Below are 18,266 nucleotides of genomic sequence, written 5' to 3'. Positions count from 1 at the left end.
AAAAACCACCAAAAAACAATGTGTCGGGCGTTCCCCCCCCCCCCCCCCCCCCCCCCGCCCGTGCTCCAGGGGTCGAGCCGCTCCAGCGTCGAGCCGCTCCAGCGTCGAGCTGCTGCGGTCGAGCGCTCAGAAGGTGAAGCCGGCGACGCGCTCGCGCAGCCCGGCGGCCATCGCGGCGAGATCGTCCACGCTGGCACCCATCCGCCCGATGACCTCCGACGACACGCTCGCGGCGGACGCCACCCCGGTGATGTTCGACGCGATCTCGCCCGACCCGGTCGCGGCCTCGGCCACTCCCCGCGACATCTCGTTGGTGGTCGCGGTCTGCTCCTCGACCGCCGAGGCGATCGTGAGCTGGTAGTCGTTGATCGAGGTGATGATCGTCGAGATCTGCTCGATCGCGGCCACCGCCCCGGACGTGTCCGCCTGGATCGCCTCGACCCGGCGGGCGATGTCCTCGGTGGCCTTGGCGGTCTCCTGCGCGAGCTCCTTGACCTCGCCCGCGACGACGGCGAAGCCCTTGCCGGCCTCACCGGCCCGCGCGGCCTCGATCGTCGCGTTGAGCGCGAGGAGGTTCGTCTGCTCCGCGATCGAGGTGATGACCTTGACCACGTTGCCGATCTCCTGGCTCGACGTCCCGAGCTTCGCGACCTGCGCGTTCGTCTGCTGCGCAACGGTCGTGGCCTGCGCGGCGACCCTCGCGCCGTCGGTGGCGTTCTGCGCGATCTCGCGGATCGACGCACCCATCTGCTCGGCGCCCGCGGCGACCGCCTGCACGTTGAGCGAGACCTGCTCGGCCGCGACGGCCACTGCGCCGGCCTGCACGGACGTCTCGTGGGTCCCGGCCACGACCTGGTCGGCCGAGACGGCCAGCCCCTGGCTCGCATCGGCCATCGTCTCGGCCGCGACGGACACCTCGGACAGCATCGACCGCAGCGACGTCTGCACCGTCGTGAGCGACCCGGCGAGCCGGGCCATCTCGTCGTTGCCCCGGACCTCGGGCGCACGGGTCAGGTCGCCCGCCGCCATGGCGTCGAGCGCCACACCGAGCGCCGTGACCGATCGCCCGATGCTCCGCGTCACGGTGAGGCCGATGCCCCACACGACGGCGACGCCGACGACCAGCACCCCGACGATCAGCACGGTCGCTGCGTCCGCGTCGGACGCGTCCTCCGCGGCGGCGAAGGCGTGGATCGCGAGCGCCGCGAGCACACCCACCGCTGCGGCGGCGACGGTGAGGAAGCCGAGCAGCGTGAAGATCTTCGCGCGGATCGAGATCCCCGCGGACAGGGAGCGGCGAGCCATGCGCGGTGCGCCGGCCTGGACAGCTGACATCGAGACACTCCCTCGGTCGGACCTCTTGTCCCGCCCATCGACCGGTCGGGGCCGCCGATGAGCCATCGGGCCAAGGCGGACGCCGACCGCGAGCTCGGCGCGTACCTCGAGACCCTCGAACGGCGCGGCGACCACTGACGACGCGCACGGACTCGACGCCCAGGACGTCCGCACGACAATTTCCGTGGGCCGATGTCGCCGGCGACCACTAGCCTCTGGACTCGTGCCCGAGCCCGTGATCACCGCGAAAGCCCTGACCAAACGCTACGGCGACCTCACCGCGGTCGCCGGCATCGACTTCGAGGTGGCGCCCGGCGAGTCCTTCGGGCTGCTGGGCCCCAACGGTGCCGGCAAGTCGACCACCATGCGCATGGTCGGCGCTGTGTCCTCCCGCACCGACGGCACGCTGCGGGTGCTCGGGCTGGACCCCGAGACCCACGGGCCCGAGATCCGCAGCCAGCTGGGGGTCGTGCCGCAGGAGGACAACCTCGACACCGAGCTGAAGGTGCGCGACAACCTCATCGTCTACGGCCGCTACTTCGGCATCTCCCGCGCGGTATGCGGGCAGCGGGCCGACGAGCTGCTGGCGTTCGCGCAGCTCGAGGACAAGGCGCGGTCCAAGGTCGACGACCTGTCGGGCGGCATGAAGCGACGGCTGACGATCGCCCGGGCGCTGGTCAACGAGCCGCGCATGCTGATGCTCGACGAGCCGACCACCGGGCTCGACCCGCAGGCCCGCCACGTGCTGTGGGACCGGCTGTTCCGGCTCAAGGAGCGCGGCACCACCCTGGTGCTCACCACGCACTACATGGACGAGGCCGAGCAGCTGTGCGACCGGATCATCGTGGTCGACAAGGGCGCGATCATGGCCGAGGGCAGCCCGTCCGAGCTCATCCGGCGCTACTCGACGCGCGAGGTGCTCGAGCTGCGCTTCGGCTCGGACCGCAACGCCTCGGCCGCGCGGGAGCTGGGTGACCTGGGCGAGCGGGTCGAGGTCCTGCCCGACCGCGTGCTGGTGTACGTCGGCGACGGCGAGGCCGCGCTCGAGCAGGTCGCGCACCGCGGGCTGCAGCCGACCACGAGCCTGGTGCGCCGCTCGAGCCTCGAAGACGTGTTCCTGCGTCTGACGGGCCGGAGCCTGATCGAGTGACCGCCTCCCCTGCGCCCGCGGGCGCCACCCCGTCGGCCGATCTCACGACCCCCGGGCCCGACGACGCCACGGCTGCGGCCCTCGCCGGGGGCGTCCGGCCGCGCCGTCTCGGCACGCTCTACGTCGCCGAGCACAACCTGCGCTCCATGCGGAGCTACGGGTGGACCATCGTGATGACCGGGATCGGCAACCCCGTCATGTACCTGCTCGGCATCGGCCTCGGGCTCGCGAGCTTCCTCGACGTGCCGGTCGGGTTCGGTCCCGACGGGCCCGTGCCGTACGTGTGGTTCGTCGCGCCCGCGCTGCTGGCCACGGCCGTGGTGACGGTGGGCACCGAGGAGTTCACCTACACCGTCATGGGCGGGTTCCGGTGGCGGCGGGTGTTCTGGGCGATGAACTCCTCGCCCGTGGCCCCGGGCCAGGTCGTCGGTGGTCTCGTGCTCGCGGTGGCGGCGCGGATGATCTTCGTCTCGGTGGCGTACACACTGGTCGTGGCGCTGTTCGGCGCGGTGGGCGACCTGCGTGCACTGCTCCTGCTGCCGCTGATCGGCGTGCTGGGCGGCCTGGCGTTCGGTCTGCCGCTGCTCGCCTACTCGGCGAGCCTGACGCAGGACTCCGGGCAGTTCGCGGCCGTCCAGCGGTTCGTGTTCACGCCGATGTTCCTGTTCTCGGGCACGTTCTACCCGCTCGACACCCTGCCGACCTGGCTGCACTGGATCGGGTGGATCTCGCCGATCTGGCACGCGAGCGAGCTCGGGCGGGCCGCGTCCTTCGGCCAGGCGACGCCCGGCTGGCTGCTGTGCGTGCACGTCCTGGTGCTCGTGGCGCTCGCGGTCGGCGGCTGGTTCGTGGGCCGTCGCGTCTTCGTGGGAAGGCTGCGCGGATGAGCGCGAACATGTCGGCGCCGACCACCACCGGCAGCCACGCCACCGAGCCTGGGACCCCGGGTCGGGGCGGGGTCAGCGCGCTGTACGCCGGGAACGCCCGGTCCGTGCTCGCCCGCGGGCTGCGCGCGGCCCGGTCCAGCACCTGGGTCGTGGTCGTCTCGGGGTTCTTCGAGCCGGTGTTCTACCTGCTCGCGATGGGCATGGGCCTCGGCTCGTACATCGGGGACATCACGACCCCGTCGGGGCAGACGGTGGCCTACGCCGCCTACATCGCCCCCGCGCTGCTCGCGGTCTCGGCGATGAACGGCGCGGTCTACGACTCGACGTGGAACGTCTTCTTCAAGATGAACTTCGGCAAGCTCTACGAGGGCATGCTCGCGACGTCGCTGGGCCCGCTCGACGTGGCGCTCGGGGAGATCCTGTACGCGCTGCTGCGCGGCGTGCTGTACGCGGCGGGGTTCCTCACAGTGATGCAGGTGCTCGGCCTCAACCTCGGCTGGACGGCCGTGCTCGCGCTGCCTGCCGTCGTGCTGATCGCGTTCGGCTTCGCGAGCCTGGGGATGGCCGTCACGAGCTACCTGTCGACCTTCCAGCAGATGGACTGGATCAACTTCGTCATGCTGCCGATGTTCCTGTTCTCGGCGACGTTCTTCCCGATCACCGTGTACCCCGAACCGCTCCAGTGGCTGGTCCAGGCCATGCCGCTGTGGCACGCCGTCGAGCTCGTGCGCGGGCTGACCACCGGCGCGCTCGGCGCCGGGATGCTGGTGCACGTCGGCTACTTCGTGGTGATGATCGCCGTGGGCGTCGTCCTGGTGACCCGGCGGCTGCGCGCGCTGTTCCTCGACTGAGAGCCCCGAGGACGCCAAGAGCAGGCCGACCTGACGATGCGCTCGGCTACGCTCGCCGACGTGAACCAGCGGCTCGACGCGCAGCGCAACCGGGCCAAGCTCGTGGCTGCTGCCGCCGAGGTCTTCCGGGAGGACGGCGCGGCGGCACCCCTCGACCTCGTCGCCCGGCGAGCGGCGGTCGGGCGCGGAACCCTCTACCGCCACTTCCCCGACCGTGGCTCGCTCGTCGCCGCGGTGCTGGACCTGCGCATGGCGGCCCTCGAGCGGTACGCCGCCACCTACCCGGGCGACGACCTGCTCGAGCACCTGCTCGTGGAGATCTGCGCGCTCCAGCTCGACACCCCGGGTCTCATGACGGTGGTGCGCAGCTCCCCCGACCCCCGGCTGCACCTCGACGAGCTCACGCGCCGCACGTCCTCGCTGCTGTCGGCGGCCGTGCACGTGGCGCACCGCGCCGGGACCGTCCGTCCCGACGTGACGCTCACCGACGTCCACCTGGCCGTCGCGATGGTCGACGGCGTGATCTCGATGCTGCCGCGCACGCCCGGTGCCGACCCCGTCGCGAGGGCGCTCGAGCTCGTGCTCCGGGCCCTGCGCAGCCCCGACCGCGCCGCGGAGCCCGTCCCCGCCCCCGAGCTGCGGCTCGCCACACCGCAGGACGTGGACGCGGCGGACTGACCCCGAACGGTCAGCCCGCGGTGCGGCAGCCGCTCAGGTCGTGGCGTCGGGCGTCGCCGTGGAGCCCTCGTACAGCCCGATCTCGTTGCCGTCGGGGTCCACGACCACCGCCCACCAGCTCGTCGAGTCGATCTGCAGCTTCGGGGCCCGGATCTGGCCGCCGAGCGCGAGGACCTGCCCCAGCACGTCGTCGATCGAGTCCACCTCGACGTAGCTGCGCGGCGCCGTGAAGTCGTCGGACCGCGGGGCCAGGCCACCGCCGCTGATCTTGTTGGGGGCCTGCCACATCGGGTAGCCCTCGAAGCCGACGACCTGCTGAATGTCCCACCCGAACAGGCCGTTGTAGAACGACGTCGACCGCCCGAAGTCCCCGACGGGGATGTCGATGTGCGTGATGTCACCGTGCGCCATGACCGCTCCTCCCGAAGGCCCGGCCACCGGTGCGACCGAGGCATCCTTCGCACGGTAGGTCCACCCGCGGCCGACCGCACCCCGCGGCCCGAGCGGAGTGGTCACGATCGCCTGAACCGCTGCGGGGAACGCGCACGCCGCGCCAAGATGTCCGGATGAGCGCACCGCCGCCCGCCCCCACCCCCACCCAGCAGTGGGACCCGGCGACGGACGACGCCCCGATCCCCGTGCCGTTCGCGACCTGGCCGATGCGGGCGCTCGCGCTGCTGCTCGACGGAGGGCTGCTCGCGGGTGTGGCCTTCCTCGCGGACGGCGGCCCCGGGTTCGACGGCCCGACGCTGCACCCCGGGCTGCCGACGTTCACCACGCCCGCGCCGGAGACCGTCAACGCGTCGGGCTGGGTCCTCGGGACGCTGGTGCTGATGGCCCTGCTGCAGGCCTACCTCGGTGCGACACCGGGCAAGTGGCTCGTGGGCATCGTCGTGGTGAGGACGTCGACCGGCCGACCGGCCGGCGCGCTGCGCACCGCCCTCCGCACGGCGGCGCACCTGCTCGACTCGATCCTGCTGATCGGGTACCTGCGCCCCCTGGTGAACCGCGAGCGCCGCACCTTCGCCGACAGCATCGCGGGGACGTACGTGCTCGGCACGCGACGCCCGCTGACCCTCCCGTGGGTGGCCTGGCTCGCGGACCCGCGTGGAGCCCCGCTCGAGCCGACCGGTCCCCCGCCGCCGTGGGAGGAGCCGTTCGAGCCCCGCTGGCGCCGCGTCGTGGGCGCGGTCGTCACCTCGGCAGGCGTCCTCGGCGTCGCCTACGGCTGCGCACCGCCCACTCAGACGATGAGCGGCACCGGCACCCTGACCTGCCGGCCGGTCTCCTCGGACGTCACCGGCAGCACCACCGACCCCACGCTGACGGAGGCGCAGGTCACGGCGTCCCTCCCGGCCGAGTGGACGCGGCTCGGGGTGACCCGCGTCGACCACGTGGCCCCCCGACTGGATGTGACGTGGCAGCTCACGGACTACGCCGCCGACGACGAGTCGTTCGCCGCGGACCACGGCTCCTGGTGGGCCACCGTGCGCGACGCGGACGGCACCCTGCTCCAGACGGTCAGGGTCAGCTCCGCACAGGCGGTCGAGGGCCTGGCCGGCGCCACGTACACCGGGGGCGCGGTGACCGCGACGGTCCCGTGGGAAGCGGTCGAAGCGGTCGACGGGCTCGACGTCGGCGACTGGACCCTCGAGGCGGGCCAGACCCGAGACGGGCGGACCGTCGCGAGCTGCAGCTCACCCTGACCGGGGGTCAGGCTCCCGCGGGCCCATCGAGTCGTCGAGCACGCTGCCCGGGGTCGCGCCCGGGTGTCACCCCGCCAGTGAGAGCAGCGCAGCCACGAGGGCGTTGCACGCCAGCCCGACGACCATCCAGCCCACCATGCTCGCCGCGACGTAGCGGACGTGCCGCGCCCGGTTTCCGCGCTCCCACGCCGGAGCCGGCGTGTACCGGAGCCTGTCGAACGCGGTCGGTCGGCGCCGGTCGCGGGAGGCGAACAGCGGCGAGGGCGTGAGGGTGGTCATGGGCTCTCCTCGTGGGTGAGACGCGATGCGGCCGGGGTTTCCGGCAGACCCACTCTGGCCGCCCAGCCACGACCATGTCTGGGCACAACGGCCCAAATCCGCTCGCCGGCGAACGCGCTCACCGTCGTCGCGAAGAACGCCGACGCAGCACCGCACAGGACGCCCCCGCGAGCGCCAGCACCAAGCCGGTCAGCCAGAGCCCGCTGACGAGCGACACCACCGCGCCGGCGCCGACCAGGGCCACGACACGGCCCAGCACCCATCCCCGCGTCCTCCCCGATGCACCGAGGGCGCCGATCCAGCCCAGCCCGATCGACAGACCCGCCAGCACCGCGGCGCGAGCGCCCGCCAGCCGTCCGCGCTCGAGCAGGTCGCCCGGCGTGAGCGGCTCGTCCATGACCTCGAGCACCCCGGACAGACGGAGCGGCACGGCCACGATGGCGAGTGCGACCGCGACGACGAGCAGGCCGACCGACAGCTGGCGCGCGGGAGCAGACGTGCTGGTGACGGCCCCGGCCTCCATCACTGCATGCTAGGGGCACCAGCCCTCGACGTCGGGGGTCGTCACCGACGAGGAGAGGAGCGGGATGGTGAGCACGCGGCGCACGATCGAACGGCTGAGCGGAGGCGACCTGGTCGAGCTCCGCTCGGACGTCGGCCCCGCGCCGAAGAACGTCGGCGCGCTCCTGGTGCTCGACGACGCGGACCTCGCCACCGTCGAGCGGGTGCTCAGCCGCCGGCTCGCGGGGATCGACCGGCTACGTCAACGGCTGGTCGCGCCGCCGTGGGGGCTGGGCCGGCCGTACTGGCTCGAGGATCCGGCGTTCGACGTCGCGGCCCACGTGACGCACGTGCGCTGCCCCGCACCCGCCGACCACGACGCCCTGCTCGACGTCGCCGCGGACGCGCTCACGCAGCCGCTCCGCCGCGACCGGCCGCTGTGGCGGGCCGTGCTGGTCGACGGGCTGCCGGGTGGTGCGGTGGGCGTCGTCCTCGTGATGCACCACGTGCTCGCTGACGGCGTCGGCGGCCTCGCGGTCCTCGCCGCGCTGGGTGATCCGGGGACGCCCGCACCCCGACCCCTCGGGCCGGCATCCGCCATCGCTGCTTCCACCGTCGCCGCGGCCGCCGTCCCCGGGGCCCCCGTCCCCGCGGTTGCCGTCCCCGCGGCCGGGCCGACGGTGACGGCGCTGCTCGCCGACCACGTCGTGCGGCTCGTCCGCGCCGCCGCCGCGCTGCCCGCGGGCCTGGCACGGGTGGGGCGTGGGCGCGTCGAGCTGCGCGGCCGCGACCGCGGGCGCGACCACGGGCACGGGCACGACCAGGGGCGGGGAGCGCCGCGGTGCTCGCTCAACGTGCCGACCGGTGCCCGTCGACGGCTCGCGACGGTCGACGTCGACCTGGCCGAGGTGCGGGCGGCCGCGCGGCGGCATGGCGCCACGGTCAACGACGTGCTGCTCGTCGCGGTCACCGCGGCGATGGGCACCGTGCTGCGCGCACGCGGCGAGGACGTGTCCACGCTCGTCGTGTCCGTGCCCGTGTCGGCGCGGCGGCCGACGGGGAGGGCGGGGACGGCGGGGACGGCGGGGACGGCGGGCCGCACGAGAGGCGGCGAGCTCGGCAACCAGGTCGGCGTCATGCAGGTCCGGGTCCCCGTGCGCGGCCCCCTGCCCGAGCGGCTCGCGCGGGTCGCGGCCACCACCAGCGCCCGCCGGCACGACGACCGTGGTGCGTCGGCGGGGCTCGTGGGGCCGGTGTTCCGGCTGCTGGTGGCGGTCGGCGCGTTCCGGTGGTTCATCGACCACCAGCGGCTGATCAGCACGTTCCTCACGAACGTGCGCGGACCCGCGGAGGCCGTCTCCGTGGCCGGGGCGCACGTCCGGGAGATCGTCCCCCTGACGTCGGCACCGGGGAACGTGGCGGTCACGTTCGCGGTGCTCTCCTCGGGAGGGCGTCTGGTCGTGACCGTGGTCACCGACCCGGACGTCGTCGCCGACCCGACCGCTCTCGCGGCCGGTACGGACGAGGCGCTGCGCGGGCTCGTCCGGGACTGAGCCCCGCCGGGAAGACGCCGGGCCCGCAGCACGCGGCGGCCCGGTGTTTCCCGCTGGGCGAACAGGTGCGCACCTGAGGAATGCGGGTGGTGGGTCCACCGTTCTCGATGGCATCGCCCGCCCCGGGAGCCTCCCGGGGTCGGACGAGCACCGATCACCGCAGCGAAACGAGGTCCCCATGACTGCATCCACCCTCGAGGGTTCCGCCCCCACCACAGAGCTGTCCCGCCACGACCGCTGCGACCGCTGCGGGGCGCAGGCCTACGTCCGGGCGACGCTCGCGGCCGGCGACGGCCTGGAGCTCCTCTTCTGCGGCCACCACTTCCGCACCTTCGAGCACGGTCTCGTCGCGTCCGGCGCGACCATCCACGACGAGCGTCACCGCATCGAGGCTCAGTCCACGGACGACTGAGCCGTGTGGTTCACCGGCACCCGCGGCAGCGTCGCCCGGGAACGTCGGGGACGCGCGCGCGGGACGCAGACCGGCAGCAGGTCGACCCGGATCAGCGCTCGACCGTGAACACCGAGCTGGTGAACGCCGGGCTGCCGTCCGGCGTCGCGTCCCGCACCTCGACGCTGCTCACCGAGGCGAACCGTGGGCCGCGGTGCGCCCACCCGACCAGGGCATCGACGGGCTCCCGGCCTCCGACCACGAGCGCCTCGACAGCGCCGTCGGCCCGGTTGCGCACCCATCCGGTCACACCGAGCCGCCGGGCCTCGGCGACGAGCGCCGCACGGAACCCGACCCCCTGGACGACGCCGCGCACGACGACCTGGCGAGCGATCACGGGTCCAGTCTGCGTCGTGTCACGCGAGTCCTCGCGCTGGGCGGCGCCGCTGCCTCAGGCCCGGACGGCCAGCCGCCGGACCGTGCTCCCCAGCCAGTCCTCGTAGTGCTCCATGGTCCAGCCCGACCGCCGGACGAGCTGGTCGTGGCCCTCCGGGGACATCAAGAAGGACAGCGCGTCCGCGAGGTCGTCGCGATCGACGTCGACCGGGACCATGTCGCGTTCGACGAGCGCCTCGACGGCGCCCCGGTAGTCGGCCCGCCGCCGCTCGAGCAGCTCGCTGAGCGCCGCCCCGACGTGCGGGTCGGACGCCCCGGCGCTCACGAAGCCGACCCACAGCGCGCTGGTGCGCGCGTTCGCCTGCGCGACCCAGTGGACCAGTCCGTCGAGGAACCGCTCGCCGTCGGTGAGGGTCAAGATCTCGGCGGCGGACTCGCGCGCTGTGACGCTCTCGGGTCCCTCCGTGCCGGTGAACGCCTGCTCGAAGGCTCCGAGCAGCAGGTTGCGCTTGGGTCCGTTGAGCTTGACCGTCTCGACCGACACCGAGGCCCGGGTCGCGATGTCGCCCAGCGAGGTGCCGGCATAGCCACATTCGGCGAAGCAGTCGGCGGCGGCCTCGAGGATCCGTCGTCGGGTGTGGGCGGCCTGCTCGGCCCGCAACGTCGAGCGGTACGGGCGGGACGGCGCAGAGGCCGACGGGGAAGACGACGAAGCAGACATATTGACCACCATGGCAGTGTGATGAATACTCGGGACCAGTAACCAATACTAGCCACTGGTGAGGAACCCGATGTCATCCCTGCTGATCTGCGCCACCCCCGTCCACGGGCACGTCACCCCGCTGCTCGCCGTCTCGAGGTTCCTCGTCGGCCAGGGGCACCACGTCCGGTTCCTGACCGGCGCCCGCTACCGGGGCGCCGTCGAGGCGACGGGAGCCACCTACCTGCCGCTCCCCCTCGAGGCCGACTACGACGACCGCGACATGGACGCCGCGTTCCCCGGGCGGGTGGGCCGCAGCGGCGCCTCCGGCATCCGGTACGACATGAGCACGATCTTCATCGCGCCGGTGCCCGCACAGGTTCGCGCCGTCGACCAGGCGCTCGCCGCCGAGCCGACCGACGCCGTGCTCGTGGAGAGCATGTTCTTCGGCGCGGCCGCGCTGCTCTCCCGGTCCCGCACCGCCCGCCCGCCCGTCATCACGCTCGGGATCATCCCCCTCGGGCTGGCGAGCACCGACACCGCACCGTTCGGGCTCGGGATCCCCCCGGTGCCCGGGCTCGCGGGACGCGTGCGCAACGCCGCCCTGCGGGTCGTCGCCGAGAAGATCGTCTTCGGCCCCGTCCAGCGCGACGCCGAGCAGGCGGTCCGTGAGGCGACCGGCTGCGAGCTGCCCGGCTTCTTCATGGACTACGGCAGGCTCGCCGACGCGCTCGTGCAGTTCACCGTGCCCGGCTTCGAGTACCCGCGCCCGGACCTGCCCTCCTCGGTCCGGTTCGTCGGGCCCGTGTCCCGCACCACGCCGTCCGACACGCCCGTCCCCTCCTGGTGGGGCGACCTCGACGGCACACGCCCGGTGGTCCACGTGACCCAGGGCACCGTCGCCAACCGGGACTACGACCAGCTCATCACCCCGACGATCACGGCCCTTGCCGAGGAGGACGTGCTCGTGGTCGTCAGCACGGGAGGCCGCGACGTCACCACGCTGCCGCCCCTGCCGGCCAACGTGCGGGCCGCGGAGTACCTCCCCTACGACGCGCTGCTGCCCCTGACCGACGTCTACGTCAGCAACGGCGGGTACGGCGGCGTGCACTTCGCGCTCGAGCACGGGGTGCCGCTCGTCGTCGCCGGAGCCACCGAGGACAAGGTCGAGGTCACGGCCCGCGTCGCATGGTCGGGCGCGGGCCTCAACCTCCGCACCCACCAGCCGACGCCCGCAGCCGTCCGCACGGCCGTCCGCACGGTCCTGGCCGACCACAGGTACCGCCGCGCCGCCGCCCGCCTGGGCTCCGAGATCACAGCGTCGCCCGGCCTGGCCGGCCTCGAGGCAGCGCTCGGCGACGTCCTGCACGCCCGGGCGACGACCCCGGGCATCCCCGCGGGACGTCGCCGGCAGGCCCGTGCCGCGACAGCGCCCGAACCGGCCGACCGCCGTCGCGGGCGGTGACCGGGGGACGCTGTTCCCGACGGGTCAGGCGTCCGTGCGCAGCCGCTTGACGAACGGGGCGGTGATCACGGCGATGAGGCCGATGCAGCTACCCAGGATGAAGGCGTGCCGCGTGCCGACCGTCTGCATCTCGGCGTCGCTGCCGCTCGCGGCCGCGGCCCCGATGGTCAGGGCCGCGACGAGCAGTGCGGTGCCCGCTGCACCGGCGAGCTGCTGCAGCGTGTTCAGGATCGCTGAGCCGTGCGCGTAGAGCTCACGCGGCAGGGCGCTCAGCGAGATCGTCATCAGCGGGGTCATCAGCAGGGACAGACCGAGGCAGAAGACCACGTGCCAGGCCACGACGACGCCCAGCGAGGTGTCGGCCCCGATCGTGCTCAGCAGCAACTGCCCACCGCAGAGCAGGATCGCGCCGGGGATGACGATCGGGCGCGGGCCAACCTTGTCGTAGATGCGGCCGACGAACGGCGCCAGCACCCCCTGGGCGAGGCCGCCCGGAAGCATGAGCAGCCCGGTGGTGAGGACGCTCACGCCCATCCCCATCTGCAGGTAGATGGGCAGCACCACGACGGTGCCGAGCAACGTGGCCATGACGACCATCAGGATGATGACGGAGTTCCGGAACGCGGGGACGGCGAACGGCCGCAGGTCCAGCAGCGACGATCCGGTGCGCTGCAGACGCGTCTGACGACGCACGAATGCCACCAGCCCGAGGACGCCGATCACCAGCGCCACGACGGGCGCCGCGGCCCCGTCGAGCAGCGCCTCGATCGAGGACAGCCCGTACACGATGCCGCCGAAGCCGAACACCGAGAGCACGACCGACCCGACGTCCAGGCGCGGGCGCGTCACCTCGTGGGTGGCCTTGATCATGAACAGGCCGCAGACGAACACGATCGCCCCGAGCGGGAGCATGAGCCCGAAGACCCAGCGCCAGCTGAGCGCCTCGACGACGATGCCCGAGATGGTGGGGCCGATGGCCGGCGCGACGGAGATCACGACGGAGTTGAGGCCCATGACCGCGCCGCGCTTCCACGCGGGCACGGTCGTCAGGGTGGTGGTCATCAGCAGCGGCAGGATGATCGCCGTGCCGCAGGCCTGGACGATGCGGCCCAGCAGGATCAGGGCGAAGGTGGGCGCGATGCCGCAGAGCGCGGTGCCCACGATGAAGAGCAGGAGCGCGGCGCTGAACAGCGTCCGGGTGGTGAAGCGCTGCAGCAGGTAGCCCGTGGTCGGGATGACCACGGCCATCATGAGCATGAACCCGGTGGTGAGCCACTGGGCCGTGCCGGCCGTGACCTCGAAGTCGCCCATGATGCTGGGCAGCGCGACGCTGAGCACGGTCTCGTTGAGGATCATGATCAGCGCGGAGAACATCAGGACGGCGATGACCGGGCCGACACGGCCGGTGGCCTTCTCCGTCTCGATCGCCGGCGAGAACGCGCCCGCCGGGGTCTCCTCGCGGAGCTGGACATCAGACATGGGACCTTCTTCCTAGACACAAGCGAAGGCAATTCTGTCACACTGTGACAAGATGGCAGCCACCGCCAGAGTGGTGTCTCTGGTCACACGTGTGCTCGTGCTAGGAAGGCCCCATGGACGACGTCCCCACCGACCTCCGCGCCCGACGCCGCCTCGACACGGCCGAGCAGATCCACCAGGTGGCCCTCGAGCTCTTCGAGAAGCAGGGCGTCCGAGAGACCACGGTCCAGCAGATCGCCGACCGCGCTGGCATCTCGTCGCGCACCTTCTTCCGGTACTTCGCCTCGAAGGAGCAGGCCGCCCTTCCAGGTCAGCAGCGGCTGCTGCAGGTGATCGACACGCTCGAGCTCTCCCCCGGCGACTCGCCGGCGACCGTCCTGCAGAAGGCCGAGAAAGCCGCCGAGTCGGCCATGTCCGGAGAGAACGACCCCGGCCTCGCGGAGCACCGGCGCATCGCGCGCCTCCTCGGCGAGCCGGAGCTCCAGGCGCTCGCCGCCGCACAGGAGCGGACCTTGACCATGCACCTGCACGCCCGGCTGAGCGCCCAGCTCGAGAGCAGCGACCCGACCACCGTGCGGCTCATCGCCGAGCTCGTTGTGGCGCTGTGGCGCACCAGCTGGGAACGCTGGGGCGAGCTCGCGCTGGAGGGCCACATGACGGACCCGGTGGAGGTCTACCGGCACTGCCGCAGGGAGCTCCGCCGCGTCGTCGAATGAGGGCATCGTCGACCGGGCGAACCGTCGACTGCGGCCGGTCAGTGCGGCCGATACACGTCTCGCCGATGGGCGATCGACAGGACGTAGACCGTGACCACCCGAGCGTTGATCGCGTAGATGACGCGATACTCCCCACGCCGGGCAGACCACTTTCCCTCGAGCTCGTTGCGCAGCGGCTTGCCGACCTTGAAGGGGTCCTCGGCCAGCGGCCCGGAGAGGAACTCGATGACGGCAACGGCAACCGCCGCGGGCAGCTGCGAGGCGAGCGCACGCTTCGCAGCGGGGGCCAGGGAGATCTCGTACATCAGACGTCGCGGCGCAGCTGCTCCAGCACCTCGCTGAGCGGCGTCACGTCACCTGCGGCCACGGCGGCGTCACCCTCGCGGATCTCGGCCATCAGCCGCGGGTCCGACAGCACGGCGATGGTCTCCTCCAGCGAGGCCAGGTCGTCGGGCGAGACCAGGACTGCGGCCGGCTCGCCGTGACGCGTGATGGTGACCCGCTCGTGGGTGCCGTGGACGGAGTCGACGTACCGCGACAGGTGCGCCTTCACATTCGCGAGCGATGTCGTCGTCATGACCCGAATCATAGTCATCACCGATCGGGCAGGGAAGCGGAACGATCGACGCTCACGCAGCGGACTGTCTCGGTTGGCGCCGATGAACCGGCATGTCCTAGATGGACGTCTCCACCGTGTCGGGCGGTGCGTCAGACGCCCGCGGGCGACGCCTCCTGACGCTGCTGCTGCTCGGCCGCACCGGGAGAGACCTCGCCGACGAGCAGCACGAGCGTGTCGTTGATCCGGTCGAGGTGGCGCAGCACGGCGGCCTGCGGACTGTCCGATGCGCCGCGGACGCCGTCGTCGAGGACCAGCGGCAGGTCCGGCTCGACCGACGTCGGCAGCCGGTCGGCGAGGACGTCGAGCAGCGCCGTGAAGTTGGTGCGCAGCGTGGTGCGCACGGCGGACCAGTCCTGCGCGCTCGGATCGGCACCGGCGTCGACCGCCTGCTGGGCGGCCCGCACCAGGTGCCGGGTGTCGTAGGTGAGCGACCACAGCGCCGTCAGCCTGCCCTCGACGCCGTCGGCGCCCGAGGCGCCCGCGGCCCGCCGCAGGGGCGCCGCGGTGGAGTTGACCGCCCGAGCCTCGCGCTCCACGACGAGCAGCCGGTCGCGCACCGACGCCGTCGAGACCGAGGTGCTGCCCTCGAGGCGTCCCACGGTGGTCGTCACGACCGTCGCGACGTCGCGCACGAGGGTCGCGGTGTCCTTGTTGAGCACGGTGCGGATCCGCGTCGGCAGCACGAGCCAGGCGACCAGCAGCGCGGCCGCCGCCCCCAGCAGGGTCTCCACGACGCGCAGCTCCAGCGCGACCGGCGTCAACCGGCCGAGGAACTCGTAGATGACGGCGAACAGCATCGTCGTCCACAGCGTCGACACCGCCGGGGACACGGGGCGGAAGTAGGTCGAGGCGAACACCGTGAGGGCGAGCAACGGCACCAGGACCCACGGCTCGTGCCCGGTGCCGATCGCGATCGCGAAGCCGACCGTGGCGCCCGCGACCGTGCCGGCGACCCGTTGCGCGCCCTTCATGAACGTCTCGGCGTCGGTGCCGCCGAGCACCTGGTACGCCGCGAGCGTCGCCCAGTACTGGTCGGTCGACGACACGGACTCGCCGACGCCCAGCGCCGCGCCCACCGCGACGCCGGCCTGGACCGCCCGGCGGCTCGTCGGTGAGAGCCGGTGCTGCGAGCCAGCCGGAGAGCCGTCGGCGCTCCAGGTGAGCTCGTCGAGCGCCTGGGCGTCCTCGTCGCCGTCGTCCGACGGCGCGGGCGGCGCCGACGGGTCCAGGGCCGCCGTCCGCGCCTCGGCGAGCGCGGCCGCCGCGCGGTACAGCTCGTTGGTCGCCACCTGCAGAGCGCGGGCGGCACGCGGCCAGTCCGCAGGCGGTGGGTCCGCGTCCCACGGCTCGAGGGTGGCGGGTGTCGCGTCGGCCGGGCCCGGCGCCGCATCCGAGCCCGGCACGGCCCCGGGACCCGCGGCGGCGAACCGCTCCAGGTGCGCCTGCAGGAGCTCGAGCCGCCCCGCGAGCCGGCCGCGCAGCTCGAGCGACAGGGTGGTACCCGTGGCGTCCTCCACGGTCCCGACCAGGTGCGCGGTCGCGAGCGTGGTGTCGAACAGCCGCAGGCGCAGCTCCACGGCCCGGACCGGGTCGACACCGGTCGCGTCGGCCTCGCCCGCCAGCTGCCCCGCGAGGAAGGTGCCGCCGCGCTCGAGGCGTCGCTGGTCCACCTCGACGCGGTGGCGGACGTCCGGGTCCCAGCGCGCCCACGACACGGCGTCGACGAGCGCGTCCATCGAGGCCACGAGCTCGCGGCCGTAGCCGGCGAGCCCCGCGCGCAGGACCCGCGCCGGGCGCTCCGGCAGCACGACGTAGTTGAGCAGGAAGCCCCAGGCGATGCCCACGGCGCCGGTCGCGACGTACAGCGTCACCTCGGACAGCTCCAGCTGAAGGATGAGCGCGAAGTAGTAGACCATGAACGTCACGCCACCGAGCGCTGCCCAGCGCGGGCCGAAGCGCCCGACCCAGGCGCCACCCGCCGCGACGGCGACGACGAGCACGCCCGTCCACACGGGCGACCCGGACACCAGTGCGCCCAGCACGACGACCACGCAGACCGGCACGATCAGCAGGACGCTCGTGAGCTTGCGCCCGCGCGCCGTCTTGTCGGCCGAGAGGCCCGTGCTGAGCATGGCCACGAAGGCGCCGAAGAGTGCCGGCCGCAGCTCGTCCCGGCCCAGTGCGTGCAGCAGGACGTACCCGGTCACCCCCGCGGCAACCACGGCCAGCAGCGCGCGGGCCGCCGCCCGCAGGCGCGCGAACCCCGGGTCGACCTGGGCGACGTGAGCGTCGACGAACGTCCGCCAGCGCGAGAGCCGGCCGTGGCCTGTCGCGGCGGCGTCCGGCGGCTGCGTCGGCCCTGGCAGGAAGAACTCCTCGACGTCACGCAGGGCGACCGCACCCTGCGGGTGCAGCATCGACACGGGCTGGTCCGTCACGATGATGGGCTGGTAGTCCAGGTCGCGACTGACGGCCAGCGTGACCTGGTGCGCCCGGTACGCGAACGGCAGCCACGCGACGTACCGGCGGTAGGTGTCGTCGACGTCGGTCAGCGGTTGGACGTCCACCAGGGCGGCCGTCTCGCGGTCGAGCTGCAGGAACCGGTTGACCCACTCGTCGCCCTCGTCGCGGTGCGCCTCACCCTGCGCGATCCGTGCGAACCGCTGGGGGTCGACCACCGAGGGCACGTCCACGCTGGTCCAGCGCACCCGGCCCTGCAGGTACTCGCCGAACTGGAGGAACTCGAACGTCAGCGGGACCAGGCGCGCCGTGGCGGTGGCCGGATGCCCGGTGGGCAGCCCCCAGCGCAACGCCCCGATCGTGCCGCCGATCATGCGCAGCGCGTACGGCAGCGCGAACCGGTCGCGTCCGCTCTGGAAGTAGTACGCGGCGTGGTGCAGGCGCAGCCCGTCGGTGTACGAGGAGAACGTGTCCCCCACGGCGTCGAGGTGGCCGTCGAGGTCGTTGGGCTGACCGTCGCGGAAGTACGGCGTCAGGCTCGCGACGGGTGAGCCGGCACCGCGCTCGGCCGTGAAGAACTGCGTGCACAGGCTGCTGAGGTCGCTGATCACCCCGTACACGCCGAGCAGGAACGTCAGGATGAGGGACAGCAGCAGCACGCCGGTGAGCGTCTCCGCGATGCTGAGGAAGCGCAGGACGTCGGTCTCCGCGGTCAGGGACGACCCGCCGACCGTGGCGAGCTGCGCGGCGCTGAAGTACAGGCCGTTGAACAGGTCGAGGTCCGCCCCGGTGCCGGAGACGGAGAACGACGTCGGTGTCATCAGACCGCGGTAGATGAGGCCGTAGCCGAGGATCGTCCCGCACACCCACAGCACGATGCTGAGCACGAGCTGCATCCCGGTCACCTGGCGCAGCGCTGCGGGCCGCCAGCGTCGCGGCAGCCGTCGCGTCACGCGCCGCAGCGACCGCCACTGCAGCCGCGTCAGCGGCCCGGCGAGGAAACCCGACTCGTCGTAGTTGAGCGCGGTGAGGAAGACGTCGAACAGCGTCGCGGCGAGGACGACGACGCCCAGCAGCAGCCACACGGTGTCCACGGGCGT

The 18,266-nt window shown here is 72.9% G+C and carries 19 protein-coding genes; 9 read left to right on the top strand and 10 right to left on the bottom strand.

Annotated features, from left to right (window positions below):
- Positions 1 to 126: 126 nt before the first annotated feature.
- Positions 127 to 1,335, bottom strand: coding sequence for a methyl-accepting chemotaxis protein (locus ACGIF2_RS12415; RefSeq protein WP_396047043.1), 1,209 nt, complete (start codon positions 1,333 to 1,335; stop codon positions 127 to 129).
- 223 nt (positions 1,336 to 1,558) lie between these two features.
- On the opposite strand from ACGIF2_RS12415, the gene ACGIF2_RS12410 reads away from it, so the two are divergent.
- The 4 genes from ACGIF2_RS12410 to ACGIF2_RS12395 are packed head-to-tail and all read left to right on the top strand — an operon-like array spanning position 1,559 to position 4,901.
- Complete coding sequence (locus ACGIF2_RS12410) at positions 1,559 to 2,485, top strand: ABC transporter ATP-binding protein (protein WP_396047042.1); 927 nt, start codon at positions 1,559 to 1,561, stop codon at positions 2,483 to 2,485.
- Positions 2,482 to 3,372, top strand: coding sequence for an ABC transporter permease (locus ACGIF2_RS12405; protein ID WP_396047041.1), 891 nt, complete (start codon positions 2,482 to 2,484; stop codon positions 3,370 to 3,372). The genes ACGIF2_RS12410 and ACGIF2_RS12405 overlap by 4 nt, the downstream gene beginning before the upstream one ends.
- 8 nt (positions 3,373 to 3,380) lie before the next feature.
- Positions 3,381 to 4,223: an ABC transporter permease gene (locus ACGIF2_RS12400; protein ID WP_396047047.1), complete on the top strand. Its 843-nt coding sequence runs from the start codon at positions 3,381 to 3,383 to the stop codon at positions 4,221 to 4,223.
- 60 nt (positions 4,224 to 4,283) lie between these two features.
- The gene (locus tag ACGIF2_RS12395) at positions 4,284 to 4,901 is read left to right on the top strand and encodes a TetR/AcrR family transcriptional regulator (RefSeq protein ID WP_396047040.1); all 618 of its coding nucleotides are present in this window, start codon (positions 4,284 to 4,286) and stop codon (positions 4,899 to 4,901) included.
- A 33-nt stretch (positions 4,902 to 4,934) separates the two neighbouring features.
- On the opposite strand, the gene ACGIF2_RS12390 is transcribed toward ACGIF2_RS12395, so the two are convergent.
- Complete coding sequence (locus tag ACGIF2_RS12390) at positions 4,935 to 5,312, bottom strand: VOC family protein (protein WP_396047039.1); 378 nt, start codon at positions 5,310 to 5,312, stop codon at positions 4,935 to 4,937.
- Positions 5,313 to 5,467: 155 nt separating this feature from the next.
- On the opposite strand from ACGIF2_RS12390, the gene ACGIF2_RS12385 reads away from it, so the two are divergent.
- Positions 5,468 to 6,607 carry an RDD family protein gene (locus ACGIF2_RS12385; protein WP_396047037.1) on the top strand — a complete coding sequence of 380 codons (1,140 nt, stop codon included), beginning with the start codon at positions 5,468 to 5,470 and terminating at the stop codon, positions 6,605 to 6,607.
- A 66-nt stretch (positions 6,608 to 6,673) separates the two neighbouring features.
- On the opposite strand, the gene ACGIF2_RS12380 is transcribed toward ACGIF2_RS12385, so the two are convergent.
- Together ACGIF2_RS12380 and ACGIF2_RS12375 are read right to left on the bottom strand one after the other, a co-directional pair.
- Positions 6,674 to 6,886: a hypothetical protein gene (locus ACGIF2_RS12380; protein WP_396047035.1), complete on the bottom strand. Its 213-nt coding sequence runs from the start codon at positions 6,884 to 6,886 to the stop codon at positions 6,674 to 6,676.
- A gap of 118 nt (positions 6,887 to 7,004) precedes the next feature.
- On the bottom strand, positions 7,005 to 7,409 hold the full coding sequence (locus tag ACGIF2_RS12375) for a hypothetical protein (protein ID WP_396047033.1): 405 nt from the start codon (positions 7,407 to 7,409) through the stop codon (positions 7,005 to 7,007).
- A gap of 67 nt (positions 7,410 to 7,476) precedes the next feature.
- On the opposite strand from ACGIF2_RS12375, the gene ACGIF2_RS12370 reads away from it, so the two are divergent.
- Complete coding sequence (locus ACGIF2_RS12370) at positions 7,477 to 8,940, top strand: wax ester/triacylglycerol synthase domain-containing protein (protein WP_396047031.1); 1,464 nt, start codon at positions 7,477 to 7,479, stop codon at positions 8,938 to 8,940.
- Positions 8,941 to 9,118: 178 nt separating this feature from the next.
- Positions 9,119 to 9,352, top strand: coding sequence for a hypothetical protein (locus ACGIF2_RS12365; RefSeq protein WP_396047029.1), 234 nt, complete (start codon positions 9,119 to 9,121; stop codon positions 9,350 to 9,352).
- 91 nt (positions 9,353 to 9,443) lie between these two features.
- On the opposite strand, the gene ACGIF2_RS12360 is transcribed toward ACGIF2_RS12365, so the two are convergent.
- Positions 9,444 to 9,728 (bottom strand): acylphosphatase, encoded by a 285-nt coding sequence (locus ACGIF2_RS12360; RefSeq protein ID WP_396047027.1) that lies wholly within the window; start codon positions 9,726 to 9,728, stop codon positions 9,444 to 9,446.
- Between the two features lie 54 nt (positions 9,729 to 9,782).
- Positions 9,783 to 10,448 (bottom strand): TetR/AcrR family transcriptional regulator, encoded by a 666-nt coding sequence (locus tag ACGIF2_RS12355; RefSeq protein WP_396047025.1) that lies wholly within the window; start codon positions 10,446 to 10,448, stop codon positions 9,783 to 9,785.
- Between the two features lie 70 nt (positions 10,449 to 10,518).
- Here ACGIF2_RS12355 and ACGIF2_RS12350 point away from each other — a divergent pair, with 70 nt between their 5' ends.
- Entirely contained in the window at positions 10,519 to 11,892 is a 1,374-nt protein-coding gene (locus tag ACGIF2_RS12350) for a glycosyltransferase (protein ID WP_396047023.1), read from the top strand.
- A gap of 24 nt (positions 11,893 to 11,916) precedes the next feature.
- On the opposite strand, the gene ACGIF2_RS12345 is transcribed toward ACGIF2_RS12350, so the two are convergent.
- Positions 11,917 to 13,371 (bottom strand): MDR family MFS transporter, encoded by a 1,455-nt coding sequence (locus ACGIF2_RS12345; RefSeq protein WP_396047021.1) that lies wholly within the window; start codon positions 13,369 to 13,371, stop codon positions 11,917 to 11,919.
- 113 nt (positions 13,372 to 13,484) lie between these two features.
- Here ACGIF2_RS12345 and ACGIF2_RS12340 point away from each other — a divergent pair, with 113 nt between their 5' ends.
- Positions 13,485 to 14,087 (top strand): TetR family transcriptional regulator, encoded by a 603-nt coding sequence (locus tag ACGIF2_RS12340; protein WP_396047019.1) that lies wholly within the window; start codon positions 13,485 to 13,487, stop codon positions 14,085 to 14,087.
- A gap of 38 nt (positions 14,088 to 14,125) precedes the next feature.
- On the opposite strand, the gene ACGIF2_RS12335 is transcribed toward ACGIF2_RS12340, so the two are convergent.
- The 3 genes from ACGIF2_RS12335 to ACGIF2_RS12325 all read right to left on the bottom strand — a co-directional run bounded on the left by ACGIF2_RS12335 (position 14,126) and on the right by ACGIF2_RS12325 (position 18,260).
- On the bottom strand, positions 14,126 to 14,392 hold the full coding sequence (locus tag ACGIF2_RS12335) for a type II toxin-antitoxin system RelE/ParE family toxin (RefSeq protein WP_396047017.1): 267 nt from the start codon (positions 14,390 to 14,392) through the stop codon (positions 14,126 to 14,128).
- Positions 14,392 to 14,664 carry a type II toxin-antitoxin system Phd/YefM family antitoxin gene (locus ACGIF2_RS12330; RefSeq protein WP_396047015.1) on the bottom strand — a complete coding sequence of 91 codons (273 nt, stop codon included), beginning with the start codon at positions 14,662 to 14,664 and terminating at the stop codon, positions 14,392 to 14,394. The genes ACGIF2_RS12335 and ACGIF2_RS12330 overlap by 1 nt, the downstream gene beginning before the upstream one ends.
- Before the next feature lie 131 nt (positions 14,665 to 14,795).
- Entirely contained in the window at positions 14,796 to 18,260 is a 3,465-nt protein-coding gene (locus ACGIF2_RS12325) for an FUSC family protein (protein WP_396047013.1), read from the bottom strand.
- Positions 18,261 to 18,266 lie beyond the last annotated feature (6 nt).

The organism is Cellulomonas sp. P22, assembly GCF_044392165.1.
The sequence above is the reverse complement of the archived record's forward strand: the minus strand, read 5'-3'. Positions and strand labels throughout refer to the sequence as shown.

Bases quoted from the DNA above. Each gene is read 5' to 3' on its own strand.
- ACGIF2_RS12415 (WP_396047043.1), bottom strand. From the start codon at position 1,335: ATGTCAGCTGTCCAGGCCGGCGCACCGCGCATGGCTCGCCGCTCCCTG.
- ACGIF2_RS12400 (WP_396047047.1), top strand. From the start codon at position 3,381: ATGTCGGCGCCGACCACCACCGGCAGCCACGCCACCGAGCCTGGGACC.
- ACGIF2_RS12390 (WP_396047039.1), bottom strand. From the start codon at position 5,312: ATGGCGCACGGTGACATCACGCACATCGACATCCCCGTCGGGGACTTC.
- ACGIF2_RS12385 (WP_396047037.1), top strand. From the start codon at position 5,468: ATGAGCGCACCGCCGCCCGCCCCCACCCCCACCCAGCAGTGGGACCCG.
- ACGIF2_RS12380 (WP_396047035.1), bottom strand. From the start codon at position 6,886: ATGACCACCCTCACGCCCTCGCCGCTGTTCGCCTCCCGCGACCGGCGC.
- ACGIF2_RS12375 (WP_396047033.1), bottom strand. From the start codon at position 7,409: ATGGAGGCCGGGGCCGTCACCAGCACGTCTGCTCCCGCGCGCCAGCTG.
- ACGIF2_RS12365 (WP_396047029.1), top strand. From the start codon at position 9,119: ATGACTGCATCCACCCTCGAGGGTTCCGCCCCCACCACAGAGCTGTCC.
- ACGIF2_RS12355 (WP_396047025.1), bottom strand. From the start codon at position 10,448: ATGTCTGCTTCGTCGTCTTCCCCGTCGGCCTCTGCGCCGTCCCGCCCG.
- ACGIF2_RS12350 (WP_396047023.1), top strand. From the start codon at position 10,519: ATGTCATCCCTGCTGATCTGCGCCACCCCCGTCCACGGGCACGTCACC.
- ACGIF2_RS12345 (WP_396047021.1), bottom strand. From the start codon at position 13,371: ATGTCTGATGTCCAGCTCCGCGAGGAGACCCCGGCGGGCGCGTTCTCG.
- ACGIF2_RS12340 (WP_396047019.1), top strand. From the start codon at position 13,485: ATGGACGACGTCCCCACCGACCTCCGCGCCCGACGCCGCCTCGACACG.
- ACGIF2_RS12335 (WP_396047017.1), bottom strand. From the start codon at position 14,392: ATGTACGAGATCTCCCTGGCCCCCGCTGCGAAGCGTGCGCTCGCCTCG.
- ACGIF2_RS12330 (WP_396047015.1), bottom strand. From the start codon at position 14,664: ATGACGACGACATCGCTCGCGAATGTGAAGGCGCACCTGTCGCGGTAC.